General features: G+C 68.5%; 10 protein-coding genes. All 10 read left to right on the top strand.

The annotated features are described in order from the left end of the window. The first annotated feature begins 7 nt into the window (after positions 1-7). The 10 genes from motD (at position 8) to RAB71_RS10510 (ending at position 17,424) form a co-directional block, all read left to right on the top strand. The gene (gene motD / locus RAB71_RS10555; protein WP_104609522.1) at positions 8-955 is read left to right on the top strand and encodes a flagellar motor protein MotD; all 948 of its coding nucleotides are present in this window, start codon (positions 8-10) and stop codon (positions 953-955) included. After that, positions 955-1,737, top strand: a complete 783-nt coding sequence (locus RAB71_RS10550) for a ParA family protein (RefSeq protein WP_010341773.1) — start codon at positions 955-957, stop codon at positions 1,735-1,737. Before motD ends, RAB71_RS10550 begins: the two co-directional genes overlap by 1 nt. Beyond that, complete coding sequence (locus tag RAB71_RS10545; protein WP_010341776.1) at positions 1,734-3,107, top strand: chemotaxis protein CheW; 1,374 nt, start codon at positions 1,734-1,736, stop codon at positions 3,105-3,107. Before RAB71_RS10550 ends, RAB71_RS10545 begins: the two co-directional genes overlap by 4 nt. Positions 3,108-3,216: 109 nt before the next feature. Then, positions 3,217-3,525 carry a lipid asymmetry maintenance protein MlaB gene (locus RAB71_RS10540; RefSeq protein ID WP_010341777.1) on the top strand — a complete coding sequence of 103 codons (309 nt, stop codon included), beginning with the start codon at positions 3,217-3,219 and terminating at the stop codon, positions 3,523-3,525. Further along, positions 3,522-3,887: a response regulator gene (locus RAB71_RS10535; RefSeq protein ID WP_010341778.1), complete on the top strand. Its 366-nt coding sequence runs from the start codon at positions 3,522-3,524 to the stop codon at positions 3,885-3,887. The genes RAB71_RS10540 and RAB71_RS10535 overlap by 4 nt, the downstream gene beginning before the upstream one ends. Before the next feature lie 31 nt (positions 3,888-3,918). Beyond that, positions 3,919-5,922 carry a chemotaxis protein CheA gene (locus RAB71_RS10530; RefSeq protein WP_104609523.1) on the top strand — a complete coding sequence of 668 codons (2,004 nt, stop codon included), beginning with the start codon at positions 3,919-3,921 and terminating at the stop codon, positions 5,920-5,922. Between the two features lie 489 nt (positions 5,923-6,411). Continuing rightward, positions 6,412-8,577, top strand: coding sequence for a methyl-accepting chemotaxis protein (locus RAB71_RS10525; protein WP_010343287.1), 2,166 nt, complete (start codon positions 6,412-6,414; stop codon positions 8,575-8,577). An 895-nt stretch (positions 8,578-9,472) separates the two neighbouring features. Then, positions 9,473-11,746 carry a methyl-accepting chemotaxis protein gene (locus tag RAB71_RS10520; RefSeq protein ID WP_082042390.1) on the top strand — a complete coding sequence of 758 codons (2,274 nt, stop codon included), beginning with the start codon at positions 9,473-9,475 and terminating at the stop codon, positions 11,744-11,746. 457 nt (positions 11,747-12,203) lie between these two features. Further along, positions 12,204-14,456, top strand: a complete 2,253-nt coding sequence (locus RAB71_RS10515; protein WP_041499746.1) for a methyl-accepting chemotaxis protein — start codon at positions 12,204-12,206, stop codon at positions 14,454-14,456. A gap of 319 nt (positions 14,457-14,775) precedes the next feature. Beyond that, entirely contained in the window at positions 14,776-17,424 is a 2,649-nt protein-coding gene (locus tag RAB71_RS10510) for a methyl-accepting chemotaxis protein (RefSeq protein WP_104609524.1), read from the top strand. Positions 17,425-17,486 lie beyond the last annotated feature (62 nt).

Here is a 17,486-nt window from a genome sequence, read left to right as displayed (position 1 = left end):
GTTGCCAATGGCCCGCAAGCACTCCCACGACGAGCACGCCAACCACGAGGCATGGGCCATCCCCTATGCCGACCTGATGACGTTGCTGCTCGCCTTCTTCGTGGTGATGTACGCGCTGTCCACGATCAACGAAGCCAAGTACCGGGTCATGGCCGATGCGATGAGCGCGGCGTTCGGCGGCACCCCGACGACCCTGCGTCCGGTGCAGGTCGGCGACCACGCACTGCAGGGCCAGGGCGGCGAGCGGCCGACCCCGATCAAGTCCAGCCCGGCGCTGACCCTGCCCGACCCCAATCGCCTGCCCTCCGGCACCGCGCAGCGCGGCGACGACCTGCGCGATGCGCAGCAGCTGCGCCGCGCGCAACGCCAGCTCGACAGCATCGCCGACCGCCTCGGCGCCGCGCTGGCGCCGCTGATCCAGAAGAAGCTGATCACCGTGCGCCGCGCCGGGCTGTGGATCGAAGTGGAGATCAACAGCGACATCCTGTTCGGCTCCGGCTCGGCCGCGCTCGACCAGAGCGCACGCGCCACCCTGGCGGAACTGGCGCAGGTGCTGTCCGGCGTGCCCAACGGGGTGCGCGTGGAGGGCTATACCGACAACACCCCGATCGCCACCGCGCAGTTCCCGTCGAACTGGGAACTGTCGGCGGCGCGCGCGGCCAGCGTGGTCCACCTGTTCGCCGACCAGGGCCTGCAACCCTCGCGGCTGTCGATGATCGGCTACGGCCAGTTCCGCCCGCGCGCCAGCAACGACACCCCGGCCGGCCGCAACGCCAACCGCCGCGTGGTGCTGGTGATCCTGGCCGATTCCGGCGACAGCAGCGATCCGACGCCGTCGGCCCCCGACCGTCTCAGCGCCGGCGCCGCGCCGGCCACCCCGACACCCCCCGCCGCGGCGGCCCCCGGCAGCGCCGGCGGGCCCCGCGCAGTACCTGCCATTGAAGGAGTCAACTGATGCGCATCTGGGCGATCGCCAACCAGAAAGGTGGCGTGGGCAAGACCACCACCACGCTGGCCCTGGGCCGTGGGCTGGCCATGCTCGGGCACCGCGTGCTGATGCTCGATCTCGATCCGCACGCCTCGCTGACCCGGGCCTTCGACGTGCCGCAGGAACCGCAGCCGCCGGGCGTGCTGGATCTGTTCGGGACGCCGCCGGGCGAACTCGCCGCGCTGGCCCGCGACACCGCGGTCGAGCGCCTGAGCTTCGTCTGCGGGCAGACCGCGCTGGCCACCCTGGAACGGCGCAGCGCCAACCAGCCCGGGCTGGGCCTGGCGCTGCAGCAGGCCATGGCCCGCCACGCCGGTCAGCACGACTACATCCTGCTCGACTGCCCGCCGACCCTGGGCCTGCTGATGATCAACGCGCTGGCCGCGGCCGACCGCGTGATCATCCCGACCCAGGCCGAGCCGCTGGCCCTGCACGGCCTGGCCAGCATGGTCCGCACCGTGGACATGGTCGAGCGCTCGCGCCGCCGCCCCCTGCCCGCCTCGATCCTGCCGACCCTGTTCGACAAGCGCACCCGCGCCGGCAACGAGACCCTGCGGCAGATGCAGGACAGCTACGGCGAGCGGGTCTGGGAAGACGCCATCCCGGTCGACACCAAGATCTGCAACGTCAAGGCGCTGACGGTGGCCGGCGTGCCCGGCGACTACCCCGGCCGCGGCCTGGCCGCCTACCGCCGCGCGCTGGAATGGCTGGTGGCCAGCGATGCGGCGCCGATGGAGCAAGCCGCATGAGCACTCCCGGCATCATCGACGATTATCTGGAAGGCCTGCTCCACGACGTGATCGCCGAGGAGCAGAAGGCCGTGCCGCCGAGCCCCGCGCCGGTCGCGGTCGCCGACGTGCAGGCGCAAACCGAGACGCCCGCGCCGGCCCCGGCCGCGGCCGGTCCGACGCCCGAGCAGATCGCGGCGGCGGTCCTGGCCGAAGCCGATTCGGACCCGGCCCTGGCCGGCATCATGTCGCAGCAAGCGCTGGCACCCGCGCCGGCCGGCCCGACGCCCGAACAGATCGCTGCCGCGGTCCTGGCCGAAGCCGATTCCGATCCGGCCCTGGCCGGCATCATGTCGCAGCAGGCGCTGGCACCCGCCCCGGCCGGCCCGACGCCCGAACAGATCGCTGCCGCGGTCCTGGCCGAAGCCGATTCCGACCCGGCCCTGGCCGGCATCATGTCGCAGCAGGCGCTCGCACCCGCCCCGACCGGCCCGACGCCCGAAGAAATCGCCGCCGCGGTCCTGGCCGAAGCCGATTCCGATCCCGCCCTGGCCGGCATCATGTCGCAGCAAGCGCTCGCACCCGCCCCGACCGGCCCGACGCCCGAACAGATCGCCGCCGCCGTCCTGGCCGAAGCCGATTCCGATCCGGCGCTGGCCGGCATCATGTCGCAGGACGCGCCCGCGCCTGTCGCGTTGACCCCGGCCCAGCAGGCCGAACGCCAGGCCGACCTGGACGCGGTCGCGGCGATGGAGCGGCAGCGTGCCGCCGTGCCGCGCGACCTGGCCGCCGAAGACGATGCCGCCGCCGCGCGCGCAGTCAAGCGCCCGCCGATGGCGGTGCCGCCGGAACGCCGCGCCGAGGCCAACCGCGCCCAGGCCGCCGGCGCCAAGCTGCCGCCGAACCTGCAGTCCTTCATGGCCCCGAGCGTGCCGCACGGCTCGGCCATCGCCCCCGACCGTCTGTCCGAGCGCCGCACCCGCTGGCTGCGCCTGCGCTGCGGCGAGCAGGCCTACGCGCTGGAGCTGCTGAAGGTGCAGGAAGTGGTGCTGCCGGTGCCGCTGCTGGCGCTGCGCGGCACCCCGCCGGCCATGCTCGGCATCATGAACCTGCGTGGCCAGGTGGTGCCGGTGCTCGACCTCGGCGTGCATCTGGGCGCGGCCCCGATCGAGATGGACATGCAGACCCGGGTGGTGGTGCTGGAAGAGAACGGCGAGACCCTCGGCCTGCGCGTGTCGGCCGTGGAAGACGTGGCCAGCCTCAGCGACCAGCAGATCGAGCCGCCGGACAACGCGCGCATCTGCCGCATTTCCAACCATCTGTTCCGCGGCGTGGCGCGGCTGGCGCAGCAGCCGATGATCCTGCTCGACGCCGAGCAACTGCTGCACTGACCCGGGCCGGCGGGCGGCAACTGCGAACGGTGCCGCACTTTCCAACCGCCGCTAAAGCTTTTCAGGCCACGGCCGTTATCTGCCATAGAACCATTGGTGCGGAGTAGTGATGAGCACAGTCCCCCTTGGCGAAGATCTCGGTATCGAGACCAGCGCCGACCTGAAACAACGCCTGACCGCGTTCCTTGCGTCGGACGACGTGCTGCGGCTGGACGCCGGCGAGGTCCGCCGCATCCATACCGCGTCGGTCCAGGTGCTGTGCGCATTCGTCGATGCCCGCCGCAAGGACGGCAAGCGCACCGAATTCGAGGCCTGCAACGCGACCTTCCGCGACGCGGCCCGCCTGCTAGGGGTCAGCGAATCGCTGGGCCTTCCTGCAACCCCTGACAATCTGAAATCTGTGGAGAACGCGGCATGAGCGCACGTATCTTGGTTGTGGACGATTCGGCGTCGATGCGCCAGATGGTCTCCTTCGCCCTCACCTCGGCCGGCTTTGCCGTCGAAGAAGCCGAAGACGGCGCGGTCGCACTGGGCCGTGCCAAGGGCCAGCGCTTCAACGCGGTGGTCACCGACGTCAACATGCCGAACATGGACGGCATCACCCTGATCCGCGAACTGCGGCAGCTGCCGGACTACAAGTTCACCCCGATGCTGATGCTGACCACCGAGTCGGCGGCGGAAAAGAAATCCGAGGGCAAGGCAGCCGGCGCCACCGGCTGGCTGGTCAAGCCGTTCAATCCCGAACAGCTGATCGCCACCGTCCAGAAAGTCCTGGGCTGATCCCTTCCCTCCTTTTCCGGATTCCCGCCCCATGAGCATGGACCTGCAACGTTTCCACGCCACCTTCTTCGAGGAAAGCCGCGAAGGGCTGGATGCGATGGAAGCCGGATTGCTGTCGTTGGAAGAAGGCAATCGCGACCCCGAGACCATCAACTCGGTGTTCCGCGCCGCGCACTCGATCAAGGGCGGCGCCGCCACCTTCGGCTTCGAGGCGATGGCCGGCCTCACCCACGTGCTGGAGACGCTGCTCGACGAGCTGCGCGCCGGCAAGCGCGAAGTCGAAGCGCATGCGATCGACGCCATCCTCGGCTCGGTCGACGTGCTGCGCGCCCTGCTGCGCGAAGCCGAGCACGGCGTCCCGGCCGACCCGGCCGCGGTGAAGGCCGTGCACGACCGCCTGCAGCACGCGTTGAACGGCGGCCCGGCCGCACAGGCCGCGGCCACCCCGGCGGCGAACCAGCCGGCCGAGCCGGAAGCCTGGCAGATCGGCTTCACCCCGGCGCCGTCGCTGTTCATGAGCGGCAACGACCCGCTGCGCATCATCCGCGAACTCGAACACCTCGGCCCGCTGCAGGTCGCCTGCCGCACCACGCGCATGCCCGGCTTCGCCGAACTCGACCCGCTCGAGGCCTACCTGGCCTGGGACCTGGGCCTGGTCGGCAAGATTCCCCGCAGCGCCATCGAAGACACCTTCGCCTGGGTCATCGACGATTGCGAACTGGAGATCCGTCCGGTGCCGCCGCCGAGCCTGGCCACCGCGCCGGCACCGGTGCTGACCGCGCCGCCGACCGCCGCCACCGCGGCGCCGGCCGCGGCCGTGGCCGCCAACGCCCCGGCCGGCAACGCCGCCGCCGCGCACGAAGCGGAAAGCTCGATCCGCGTCAGCGTCGACAAGGTCGATGCGCTGATCAACCTGGTCGGCGAATTGGTCATCACCCAGGCCATGCTCAAGCAGGTCTCCACAGGCCTGGACCAGGCCGTGGCCGAGCGTCTGTTCGCCGGCCTGGACCTGCTCGAACGCAACACCCGCGACCTGCAGGAAGCGGTGATCGGCGTGCGCATGCTGCCGGTGGACGCGGTGTTCCGCCGCTTCCCGCGCCTGGTCCGCGACCTCTCCACCCGCCTCGGCAAGCAGGTGCGCCTGCGCACGATCGGCGAGGGCACCGAGCTGGACAAGGGCCTGATCGAGAAGATCGCCGATCCGCTGGTGCACCTGGTGCGCAACTCCATCGACCACGGCCTGGAACTGCCGGAGGCGCGCCGCGCCGCCGGCAAGGACGAGACCGGCACCATCACCCTGGCGGCCTCGCACCAGGGCGGACACATCGTCATCGAAGTCAGCGACGACGGCGCCGGCCTCAACCGCAACCGCATCCTGGCCAAGGCCGCCGAACGCGGCATCGCGGTGCCGGACAACCCGAGCGATGCGCAGGTCTGGGACCTGATCTTCGCCCCGGGCTTCTCCACCGCCGACGCGGTCACCGACCTGTCCGGTCGTGGCGTCGGCATGGACGTGGTCCGCCGCAACATCCAGGGCCTGGGCGGCGAAGTGCAGTTGGAAAGCGAATCCGGCCGCGGCACCCGCGTGCTGATCCGCCTGCCGCTGACCCTGGCGATCCTGGACGGCATGACCGTAGCGGTGTCGGGCGAAACCCTGATCCTGCCGCTGGCCTACGTCATCGAGGCGCTGCAGCCCAAGGCCGACGACATCCGCACCATGGCCGGCGAAGGCCGCGTGCTGCGGGTTCGTGGCGAGTACCTGCCGATCCTCTCGCTCAGCGACTCCTACGGCTTCGGCCGCATCGAGCAGAGCGAAGAACCGCTGGTGGTGGTGGTCGAGGCCGACGGACAGAAGCTGGCGCTGGAAGTGGACGAACTGATCGGCCAGCAGCAGGTGGTTGTCAAGAACATCGAGAACAACTACCGGCGCATCAGCGGCATCTCCGGTGCCACCATCCTCGGCGACGGCCGCGTCGCCCTGATCGTGGACATCGGCGGCCTGGTCCGCTCGCTGCGGGTGCAGCAGGCGGCTTGATCTCCCCGCCCTCGCGTCACGTCACACACGAGCCCCGGCAGCGATGCCGGGGCTTTTTTTGTTTGCGGTGCGTACTGCCGATCAACGGGGTCGCGCACTACTGCGTGGCAGGGGCGACATGCACGACATGCGCACCCATCGGCCCCCGCCCTGCGAGCAATGTCGGCAGACCGCAGCCGGCGCTAAAGAATGCGCGCATGCGGCCGATGGCTCCTTAGCGCACACGTCGTTTACACGTGCGCACTGGCGACACCTGGGGAGGTGGAGCCGACGCTTCAGGGGGAACGATCGGAAGGCATCCGGTCGCTGAAGCCATGCTGCAGAAAAGGGGACAACGCATCGTGTGTCGGGTTGGCGCCGTTCGAGTGCGTGTTCTGCACACGCTCCACTCGGTCTCAGCATTTCATCACAGATGAAACCTGCATCACGACGGGGGTTTCCCTTCGTACCGAACGCGCAGTGACTTGTCCATTCTCAGGGGGTTTCACCATGACGTCGTTACTGCAACGCTACAACGTGGGTCGCCGCCTCGGCGGCGGTTTCGGCCTGCTGATCGTACTGTCCTGCCTGCTGGTCACCGCCGGTCTGATCTCCATCGCGCAGGCGCGCAGCGAGCTGCATCACATCGTCGAGGTCAATGTCGAGAAGATCCGCATCAGCAACGGCATGCTCGACGCCAACACCCGCATCCTGCTCGCCTTGAGTGCGTTGAGCATGGTGTCGGACGAGTCGCTCAACCGGAAGGAGATGGCCGAAATCCAGCAGGCGCGTCAGCGCTACACCGACTTGCGCAAGGAACTCGATGCGTTCCCGCCATCCAGCGACAGCGTCAGGCAGTTGCGTGCAGACATCGATGCGCAGCGCGTCGCTGCAGGCAAGCTCAACGACCAGGTGATCGCGCTCGGCAACGCCAACCGCAATGCCGAGGCGCAAACGCTGTTGAACGAAAGGGCCAGGCCGGTGACGGCCGCCCTGCAGGCCAAGATCCGCGAGAACGTGGCCTTGCAGGAGCGGGAAACGGCCACCGCCTACGCCAACGCCAATCACGCGATGGCGCAGGGCCGCAACATGCTGATCGCCGGTGGCGTGGCCGTCCTGCTGGTCAGCGGCCTGCTGGCCTGGATCATCACCCGCAGCCTGACTGGCCCGCTGGCCCGCGCCACCCGCGCCGCCGAGGCAATCGCCGATGGCCGCCTGGACAACGACGTGCGCACCGACGCGCGCGACGAACCCGGCCGCCTGCTGAGCGCAATGGATCGCATGCAGACCCAGTTGCAGCGCTTCTCCAGCGAAACCGCGCTGATGATCGAACTGCACGCGGACAAGGACATGAGCCACCGCATGCCGCAGGACTTCCCGGGCGTGTACGGCGAACTGAGCAAGGGCATCAACACCATGATGTTCGAACACCTGGACGCCATCGTCGACGCCATCGGCGTGCTCAACGAATACGCCAATGGCGACCTGCGCCGCGATGCGCGCCGCCTGCCCGGCAGTCGTGCGGTGCTGCACGAGTCGATGGATGCGGCCAAGGCCAGCCTGCTGGCGATCAATACCGAGATCAAGCGCCTGGCCGCCGCCGCCGCGGCCGGCGACTTCAGCGCCCGCGGCGATGCCGCGCATTTCCAGCACGACTTCCGGCTGATGGTGCAGGACCTCAACGCGATGATGGAGGTCAGCGATCGCAACCTGGGCAAGCTGTCGTCCCTGCTGCAGTCCATCGCCGCCGGCGACCTGACCGCACGCATGCACGGCGAGTTCCAGGGCGTGTTCGCGACCATGCGCGACGACGCCAACGCCACGGCCGACCAGTTGACCGGTATCGTCGGTCGCATCCAGACCGCCGCGGCCAGCATCAACGCTGCCGCCAGCGAGATCGCCACCGGCAACGACGACCTGTCGCGTCGCACCGAGCAGCAGGCCGCCAGCCTGGAGGAAACCGCCGCGTCGATGGAGGAGCTGACCTCCACCGTCAAGCAGAACGCCGAACACGCGCGCCAGGCCAATCAGTTGGCGGTGGGCGCCGCCTCGGTCGCCTCGCAGGGCGGCGCGGTGGTCGGCCAGGTGGTCGAGACCATGAGCGGCATCGAGGCCTCCTCCAAGAAGATCGCCGACATCATCTCGGTCATCGACGGCATCGCGTTCCAGACCAACATCCTGGCCTTGAATGCCGCGGTGGAAGCGGCGCGCGCCGGCGAACAGGGCCGTGGTTTCGCCGTGGTCGCCAGCGAAGTGCGCACCTTGGCGCAGCGTTCGGCCAATGCGGCCAAGGAGATCAAGACCTTGATCGACGACTCCGTCGACCGCGTCGCCACCGGTTCGGCTCTGGTCGACCAGGCCGGCAAGACCATGCAGGAGATCGTGAGTTCGGTGCAGCGCGTCACCGACATCATGGGCGAGATCTCGGCTGCTTCGCAGGAGCAGTCGGCCGGCATCGAGCAGGTCAACCAGACCGTCACCCAGATGGACGAGGCCACTCAGCAGAACGCCGCCCTGGTGGAGGAAGCCACTGCCGCCGCGCGGTCGATGGAGGAACAGGCCACGCAGTTGCAGGACGCGGTGGCGGTGTTCAAGTTGGACGCGCTGCCCGCGATCGCGTCGATCGCCATCGCCCCGGCAATGCGCCCTGCCCCACGCAACGTGCGCTCCGCGTAGTAGCGCAACTCAGGACCGGCGCCGGCACGGCCGGTCGCGCTTGTCCAGGCCGGCAGCGCACCTGGCAGGCGATTTGCGCGCTCACGCCAGCCTCGCCACCGAGCGGCCGTGCATCATCGCGCGGTCGCTCCCGGTACGCGCCGCCGCGGCGGCGACGCACCTGCGTCATCGTTCCCGGAGACGGCAAGCGGCGCCGAATGCTTCAAACGTACCGCCTCGGCGTCATGCCACTGCCGTAGCAGGACCAACCGCTGTCGTGCACCACCTCGAACCCAGCCCTCCATGCGACGCTGCAACCGGTGTGCGCCACGCGCCGCGCTAAAGAATCCTGTGCTTCCGTCGATACAAGGTTGAGCGCACGCTTTTTGTCTACATCGGTGCGTGCCGGCAAGGCCTGGGGGGCCACCGGCGCTTCAGAGGGAACGATCGGCAGACACGCCGGTCGCTGAAGTCGAATACCAAACGGGGGAAGGACGCCAGCTCTGACGACTGATCTTTTCGTGCATGCATGCCATGCGCGCAGGCTCGACTTGCAGTTTTTCGCCACATGGTTCGTCAGGTCGCACACACCCCGGATCCCCGGCGCAGCGCAACACGCGTCGTTTCTTCACTCGTACACGGGGCCCAGCATGCATGCGATCTTGCGACACCAGGACGCATCCACCGAGACGACCGGTCATCGCCACAGGCGATTCCAGGTGCGGACCGGGCATGCCAACGCCATGGTCACCGTCGCGAATGCGGCGCTTTCGCACGCCCTGCCCGAGGCGTCGCCGGTCATCACGCCATGTGACTGCCGACGTCTCCAACGCACGCCGTGTCTCTGTGCCCGCGTCAACCGCCGACGTCGCATCCCTGCGCGCCGAGCCGCCTTTTTGCCCCTTGGAGATGTGAAATGACCCGCTTTCTGCAACGCTACAACGTCGGTGTCCGTCTGTCGGCGGCTTTCGGCCTGCTGATTGTTCTTTCGGTGATCCTGGTGATCATCGGGCTGTCCGGCATGGCCGACGCGCGCAAGCAGTTGGACATGATCGTGCTGGACCGCATGGCGAAGATCGAATTCAGCAACCAGATGCTCGACGCCAATGCTTCCGTGCTGGTGGCGCTGAGCACCTATACCACCTCCACCAACGCGACGATGCGGCAAGAGGCGCTCGACACGTTCAACCGCCAGCGCGAGCGCTACGCCGAGGCCCGCACCAAGATGGACAAGCTGTCCAGCACGCCGGCCGGCCGTGCCATCCGTGCCGACATGGACGCCAAGCGTGCCGCCGCCAAGAAGATCAACGACGCCATCGTCGCGCTGGGCCAAAAGGGCGAGAATGCCCAGGCCTTGGAGATGCTGAATCGCGAGGCGCTGCCGGCGACCCTGGCGTGGCAGGGCAAGATTCGCGAGTTCGCCGAACGACAGAAGTCGCAGGCCGCCAGCGGCTACCAGGCGGCGCTGGAGGCGATGCACCGTGGCCGCATGCTGCTGATCGGTGGCACCGTCCTGGCCCTGGTGCTCAGTGCATTGCTGGCGCTGACCATCACCCAGAGCCTGACCGCGCCGCTGCGCCTGGCCACCCGCACCGCCGAGGCCATCGCCGATGGTCACATGGACAATGCCGTGCGCACCGAAGCCCGCGACGAAACCGGCCGCCTGTTGAATGCCATGGGACGCATGCAGCAGCAGTTGCAGGCCGTGCTCGCCGCGCAGGCCGAGATGGCGCAGCGCCACGACGCCGGCCAGATCAGCTACCGCATGGACGAAAGTACCTTCCCCGGCGACTACGGGCGCATGGTCCGCGACAGCAACGCGCTGGCCGCCGCGCACATCGCGGTGACCGAGCGCCTGGCGCAGATCATGGGCCGCTACGCCATCGGCGACCTGTCCGAGGACATGGACCGCCTGCCCGGCGAGAAGGCCCGACTCACCGAGACGATGGACACGGTCAAGCACAACCTGACCGCGATGAACACCGAGATCAAGCACCTGGCCGGCGCCGCGGCGGCCGGCGACTTCAGCGTGCGCGGCGACGCCGAGCGCTTCCAGTACGACTTCCGGCTGATGGTCGACAGCCTCAACCAGCTGATGGCCACCGCCGACGGCAACCTGCAGGCACTGTCGTCGCTGCTGCAGTCGATCGCCGCCGGCGACCTGACCGCGCGCATGCACGGCGACTTCCAGGGCGTGTTCGCGACCATGCGCGACGACGCCAACGCCACCACCGAACAACTGGCCGCCATCGTCGCGCGCATCCAGACCGCCGCGGTCAGCATCAATGCCGCCGCCAGCGAGATCGCCACCGGCAACGACGACCTGTCGCGCCGCACCGAGCAGCAGGCCGCCAGCCTGGAAGAAACCGCCGCCTCGATGGAAGAACTGACCTCCACGGTCAAACAGAACGCCGAGCACGCGCGCCAGGCCAACCAACTCGCCACCGGCGCGGCCTCGGTCGCCTCGCAAGGCGGCGACGTGGTCGGCCAGGTGGTGCAGACCATGAGCGGCATCGAAGCCTCCTCGCGCAAGATCGCCGACATCATCTCGGTCATCGACGGCATCGCGTTCCAGACCAACATCCTCGCGCTCAACGCTGCAGTGGAAGCCGCGCGTGCCGGGGAACAGGGCCGTGGTTTCGCGGTGGTCGCCAGCGAAGTGCGCACTCTCGCCCAGCGCTCGTCAAACGCGGCCAAGGAGATCAAGGACCTGATCGACGACTCGGTCGGCCGCGTCGCCCAGGGCTCGGCCCTGGTCGACCAGGCCGGCAGGACCATGCACGAGATCGTCGCCTCGGTGCAGCGCGTGACCGACATCATGCGCGAGATCTCCGCGGCCTCGCAGGAACAGTCGGCCGGCATCGAACAGGTCAACCAGACCGTGATGCAGATGGACGAAGCCACCCAGCAGAACGCCGCCCTGGTCGAAGAAGCCACCGCGGCCGCACGCTCGATGGAGGATCAGGCCGGCCAGCTGAGCCAGGCGGTGGCCCTGTTCAAGATCGACCAGCAGGCGCCGACCGCGCCCCACCGCGCGCCGGCATCGGCATCGGCATCGGCATCGGCATCGGCACGCGCCAGCGTCGGCGCACCCCGGCCGATCCGCAAGCCTGCGCCACCGGCGACCACGCACCGCGCTGCCACTGTCGTCCCGGCTGCCGTCGCGGGCGGTGACTGGCAGGAGTTCTGACGCCCTTCACCCAAGGCATCCGGAGCACCTGAATCAAGCCCGGGAGCGCGCGCTCCCGGGCTTTTTTGCGCGTCCAACGCTGCCCAAAGGTCGCGCGCGGACATGCGGCGCTTGGCAGAGCGTGAGCCCCATCCCCGTTCGCGTGAATACAAAGTGAAAACAGGCTAAATGCGCACCACTGCCTCCTAAAGAAGACCGAGGACACGCCGATACGAGACTTGCGTACACAAATTGTCTACAAATTTGAACAGCATTGGCTGAGAACGGGCTAAAGCAAGACAAGTGCAACTGAAAAATCCGTTTCGATCTTCAAAACCTATTAATTCAACGAAAACTATCGATTGAATTTTTTTGATTCACGGACGAAATAGATAAGGCAGCGCCCGACGCCTCCGCGGACATCGACTCAGGCAAGGGGTACGCCATCCCCAACGCTTCACCCATCAGGACTACAACGATGACGCTCAAGAATCTCAGTCTCTCCGCCAGGCTCGCGCTCAGCTTCGCCGTCATCGTGCTGATCACGGTGATCATCGGCTCGATCAGCCTGAGCAGCCTGTCTTCGCTCAACACGGCTGCCGACATGAACGACCACACCTACAAGGTGATGGCCACCGGCGACATGATGGAAATCGATGCCCTCAACGTCGAGACCGGTGCGCGTGGCTATCTGCTGTCGGGTAACCAGGACCACCTGCAGCCGTTCACCAACGGCCTGGCCGCGTTCGACAAGAATTACGCCGAGGCCAAGCGCCTGACGGCGGACAATCCGCGCCAGCAGGCGCGGCTGGAAAAGCTGCATGCCGCGTTCGACAGCCTCGCCGGCGTGGAAAAGCAGATCACCGCATTGCGCGCGCAATCCAATGATCCCGCACAGATCGCCGCAGAGTTCAGCCAGGCCCGCGACCGCAAGGCCATGCAGGAGATCCGTGGCCTGCTCAGCGACTTCATCGGCGAAGAGCGCGGCCTGCTGGCCAAGCGCACCGACACCCTGACCGCCGTGCGCGCGCAGAACAAGTGGGCGGTGCTGCTGGGCAACCTGCTGGTGATCGTGGCCGCGATCGGCATGGCGATCCTGATCCGCCGCCAGTTGCTCAAGCGCCTCGGCACCGCCATCGGCGTGGCCGATGCCATCGCCCGCGGCAAGCTCGACAATGCGATCGACCTGCGCAGCAAGGACGAGGCCGGCGTGCTGCTGCTGAGCATGGACAAGATGCAGAGCCAGTTGCAGTCGGTGCTCGCCGCACAGGCCGAGATGGCCCAGCGCCACGACGCCGGCCAGATCAGCTTCCGCATGGACGAAACCGTGTTCCCCGGCGACTACGGCCGCATGGTCCGCGACAGCAACGCCCTGGCGGCCTCGCACATCGCGGTGAAGCTGCGCCTGGCGCAGATCATGGGCCGCTATGCCATCGGCGACCTGTCCGACGACATGGACCGCCTGCCCGGCGAAAAGGCCGTGCTGACCGAGACCATGGACAAGGTGAAGCAGAACCTCACCGCGATGAACCACGAGATCAAGCACCTGGCCGGCGCGGCGGCGGCCGGCGACTTCAGCGTGCGCGGCGATGCCGAGCGCTTCCAGTACGACTTCCGGCTGATGGTCGACAGCCTCAACCAGCTGATGGCCACCGCCGACGGCAACCTGCAGGCGCTGTCGTCGCTGCTGCAGTCGATCGCCGCCGGCGACCTGACCGCGCGCATGCACGGCCAGTTCCAGGGCGTGTTCGCGACCATGCGCGACGATGCCAATGCCACCGCCGAACAGCTCGCGGCGATCGTCGCGCGGATCCAGACCGCGGCGGTCAGCATCAACGGCGCCGCCAGCGAGATCGCCGCCGGCAACGACGATCTGTCGCGCCGCACCGAGCAGCAGGCCGCCAGCCTGGAAGAAACCGCTGCGTCGATGGAGGAACTGACATCCACCGTCAAGCAGAACGCCGAACACGCGCGTCAGGCCAACCAGCTCGCCACCGGTGCGGCCACGGTCGCCTCGCAGGGCGGCGCCGTGGTCGGCCAGGTCGTGGAGACCATGAGCGGGATCGAGGCCTCGTCGAAGAAGATCGCCGACATCATCAGCGTCATCGACGGCATTGCGTTCCAGACCAACATCCTGGCGCTCAACGCGGCGGTGGAAGCCGCGCGTGCCGGCGAACAGGGCCGCGGCTTCGCGGTGGTCGCCAGCGAGGTGCGTACCCTCGCCCAGCGCTCGGCCAACGCCGCCAAGGAGATCAAGGGTCTGATCGACGACTCCGTCGGCCGTGTCGCCCAGGGCTCGGCACTGGTCGACCAGGCAGGCAAGACCATGCAGGAGATCGTGAGCTCGGTGCAGCGCGTCACCGACATCATGGGCGAGATCGCCGCCGCCTCGCAGGAACAGTCGGCCGGCATCGAGCAGGTCAACCAGACCGTCACGCAGATGGACGAGACCACCCAGCAGAACGCCGCCCTGGTCGAAGAAGCCACCGCCGCCGCCCGCTCGATGGAAGAACAGGCCGGGCAACTGAGCCAGGCCGTGGCCGTGTTCAAGATCGAGGCGAACAGCGCCCCGCTCGGCCAGCCAACCATTGCCAGCGTTCCCAGCGCACCGGCTCGCCCGGTCGCCCGTTCGGCGGCCAAGCCGGCGGCCAAGTCCGCTCCTCGCCCGGTCCGGCCATCGGCCCGTCCGGTCGCGGTCGCGGCGGGCGACGACAGCTGGCAGGAGTTCTGAGCCCGCGTAGCGGCCGTCCATCCAGCGTCAAAGAGCCCCGGGAGCACGCGCTCCCGGGGCTTTTTCATTTCTCGCCTTACGCTTGGCAAGTGCCGAGCGCTCTGGTCCCGCGCCAAGGCCGTCTCTGTCGCGTGCGGGCGCAGCCGGCCCCAACGCCGAAACGCCTGGCGCACCGCCCCTAAACGCCCGCTAAATTTTTGGGATGCCGTGCCGATAACGGAAGGGTCGCGCATGTCTCCGCTTCGTTTGCGGTGCCCGCAGGCTAGAAGCTCCAGTTCACGACGCGCGCGCTCTCCATCCTCCCATCGAGACGACCGCGATGCCCACGACGTCCTCCACACGCCCGAGCAGTGTCGCCACCCGCCTGATGCTGGGCGTGGCCGCGATCGCCCTGCTGTGCTTCGGCATTACCGCCGCCATCATCTACGCCCGCAGCAGTTCCGCCCTGCTCGCCTCGGCCAAGGTCGGCATGACCGACGCCGCGCGCCTGGAATCGGAGCGCATCGGCAACACCATCGGCGCCTCCGCTGTCTCCAACCAGGCGCTGGCCAATGCGCTGCTCGCCCAGCGCGGCCAGGACAAGGCGCGCGAGCTGTTCAGCGACAGCCTGCGCCGCGAACTGCAGCAGCACCCGGACTGGACCGGCATCGGCACGCTGTGGGAGCCGCAGGCGCTGGACGGCAAGGACGCGGACTACGCCAACAGTGCAGGCCACGACGCCAGCGGCCGCTACATGGTGTACTGGTCCTGGCAGAACGGAAAACTCGTGCGCGATCCGCTGCGCGACTACGACGTGGCCGGCGCCGGCGACTGGTATCTGAATCCGCGCAAGCTTCTGCGCCCGACCGTCGCCGAACCCTACGATTACGAGATCGCCGGACAGAAGGTGCTGATGACCACGGTCAGCACGCCGATCCTGGAAGACGGCAAGTTCCTGGGCGTGGTCACCACCGATTTCGGCCTGGCCGCGCTGCAGCAGCGCGTGGCCAAGCTGCGCCCGCTCGGCGCCGGCCACGTGCGCCTGCTCTCGCCCGGCGGCGCCATCATCGCCGACCGCGATCCTGCGCTGGTCGGCAAGACCTTGCGCGATCCGGCGACGCGCGCCCTGCTGGCGGACATCGCCCAGGGCAGGACCGTCAGCCGCGACACCGTGGATCCGCAGACCGGCGCCACCGACGTGGAAGTGTACGTGCCGCTGCAGATCGGCCAGGCCCAGGAGCGCTTTGCGCTGGGCGTGGCGGTGCCGAAGGCGGTGCTGATGGCGCCCGCGCACCACCTGCTGTGGACCATCGCCGCCGTCGGCCTGTGCGCCGCGCTGCTGCTCAGTGGCGGCCTGTACCTGCTGCTGCGGCGGCTGGTGGTCAAGCCGTTGGCGAGTGCGGTGGAAGTGTCCAGCGCGGTCGCCGCCGGCCGCCTGGACAGCCGTATCCAGTACCCGCGCAACGACGAACTGGGACAGTTGCTGGGGTCGTTGCAGCGCATGCAGCAGCAGCTGCGCGCGGTGCTCGACGCGCAGAAGGAAATGGCCCAGCGCCACGATGCCGGCGAGATCAGCTACCGCATGGACGAGCGCGCCTTCCCCGGCGACTACGGACGCATGGTCCACGACAGCAATGCCCTGGCCGCCTCGCACATCGCAGTCAAGATGCGCCTGGCGCAGATCATGGGCCGCTATGCCATCGGCGACCTGTCCGAGGACATGGATCGGCTGCCCGGCGAAAAAGCGGTGCTGACCGAAACGATGGACACGGTCAAGCGCAACCTGACCGCGATGAACACCGAGATCAAGCACCTGGCCGGCGCCGCCGCGGCGGGCGATTTCAGCGTGCGTGGCGATGCCGAGCGCTTCCAGTACGACTTCCGCCTCATGGTCGAGAGTCTCAATCAGTTGATGGCCACCGCCGATGGCAACCTGCAGGCACTGTCGACGTTGCTGCAGGCGATCGCCGCCGGCGACCTGACCGCGCGCATGCACGGCGACTTCCAGGGCGTGTTCGCCACCATGCGCGACGACGCCAACACCACCGCCGAGCAGTTGGCGGCGATCGTCACGCGGATCCAGACCGCGGCGATGAGCATCAACGGGGCCGCGGCCGAGATCGCCGCCGGCAACGACGACCTGGCGCGCCGCACCGAGCAGCAGGCGGCCAGCCTGGAAGAGACCGCCGCATCGATGGAGGAACTGACCTCCACGGTCAAGCAGAACGCCGAGCACGCGCGACAGGCCAACCAGTTGGCCGCCGGCGCCGCCGCGGTGGCCTCGCAGGGCGGCACACTGGCCAGCCAGGTCTCGGACAAGATGAGCGGCATCGAGACCTCGTCCCGCAAGATCGCCGACATCATCTCGGTCATCGACGGCATCGCCTTCCAGACCAACATCCTGGCCTTGAATGCCGCGGTGGAAGCGGCCCGTGCCGGCGAACAGGGCCGCGGCTTCGCCGTGGTCGCCAGCGAAGTGCGCACCCTCGCCCAGCGTTCGTCGAATGCGGCCAAGGAGATCAAGACCTTGATCGACGATTCGGTCGAGCGTGTCGCCGAGGGCTCGGCCCTGGTCGAACAGGCCGGCACCACCATGCAGGAGATCGTGGCCTCGGTGCAGCGCGTCACCGACATCATGGGCGAGATCGCCGCCGCCTCGCAGGAGCAATCCGCCGGCATCGAGCAGGTCAACCAGACCATCACCCAGATGGACGAGGCCACCCAGCAGAACGCGGCACTGGTCGAGGAAGCCACCGCGGCGGCACGCTCGATGGAAGACCAGGCCGGCCACCTCAGCCAGGCCGTGGCGCTGTTCAAGCTGGAGACCGGCGCCAAGGCGGGGACCGTCGCAGCGGCACCCGCACGCCGTGCTGCCGCAGCCGTCCCGGTGGCGACCGCGGCGACGCCACGGCGGCCGGCGGCGGCCCCGTTACGCGCGGTCCCCCACGCGACCGCGCCGCCGGACGACGCGCAGTGGCAGGAATTCTGAGCCGCCCGGTCGTCCCTGATCCGCGCAAGGCGCCCGAGCGCCTCGCGCCCCCTCCAGCCCTC

The sequence above is a fragment of the Xanthomonas sacchari genome (assembly GCF_040529065.1).
Taxonomy (GTDB): domain Bacteria; phylum Pseudomonadota; class Gammaproteobacteria; order Xanthomonadales; family Xanthomonadaceae; genus Xanthomonas_A; species Xanthomonas_A sacchari.
Note: the sequence above shows the minus strand (reverse complement) of the source record. Positions and strands in the feature narration are given on the sequence as shown.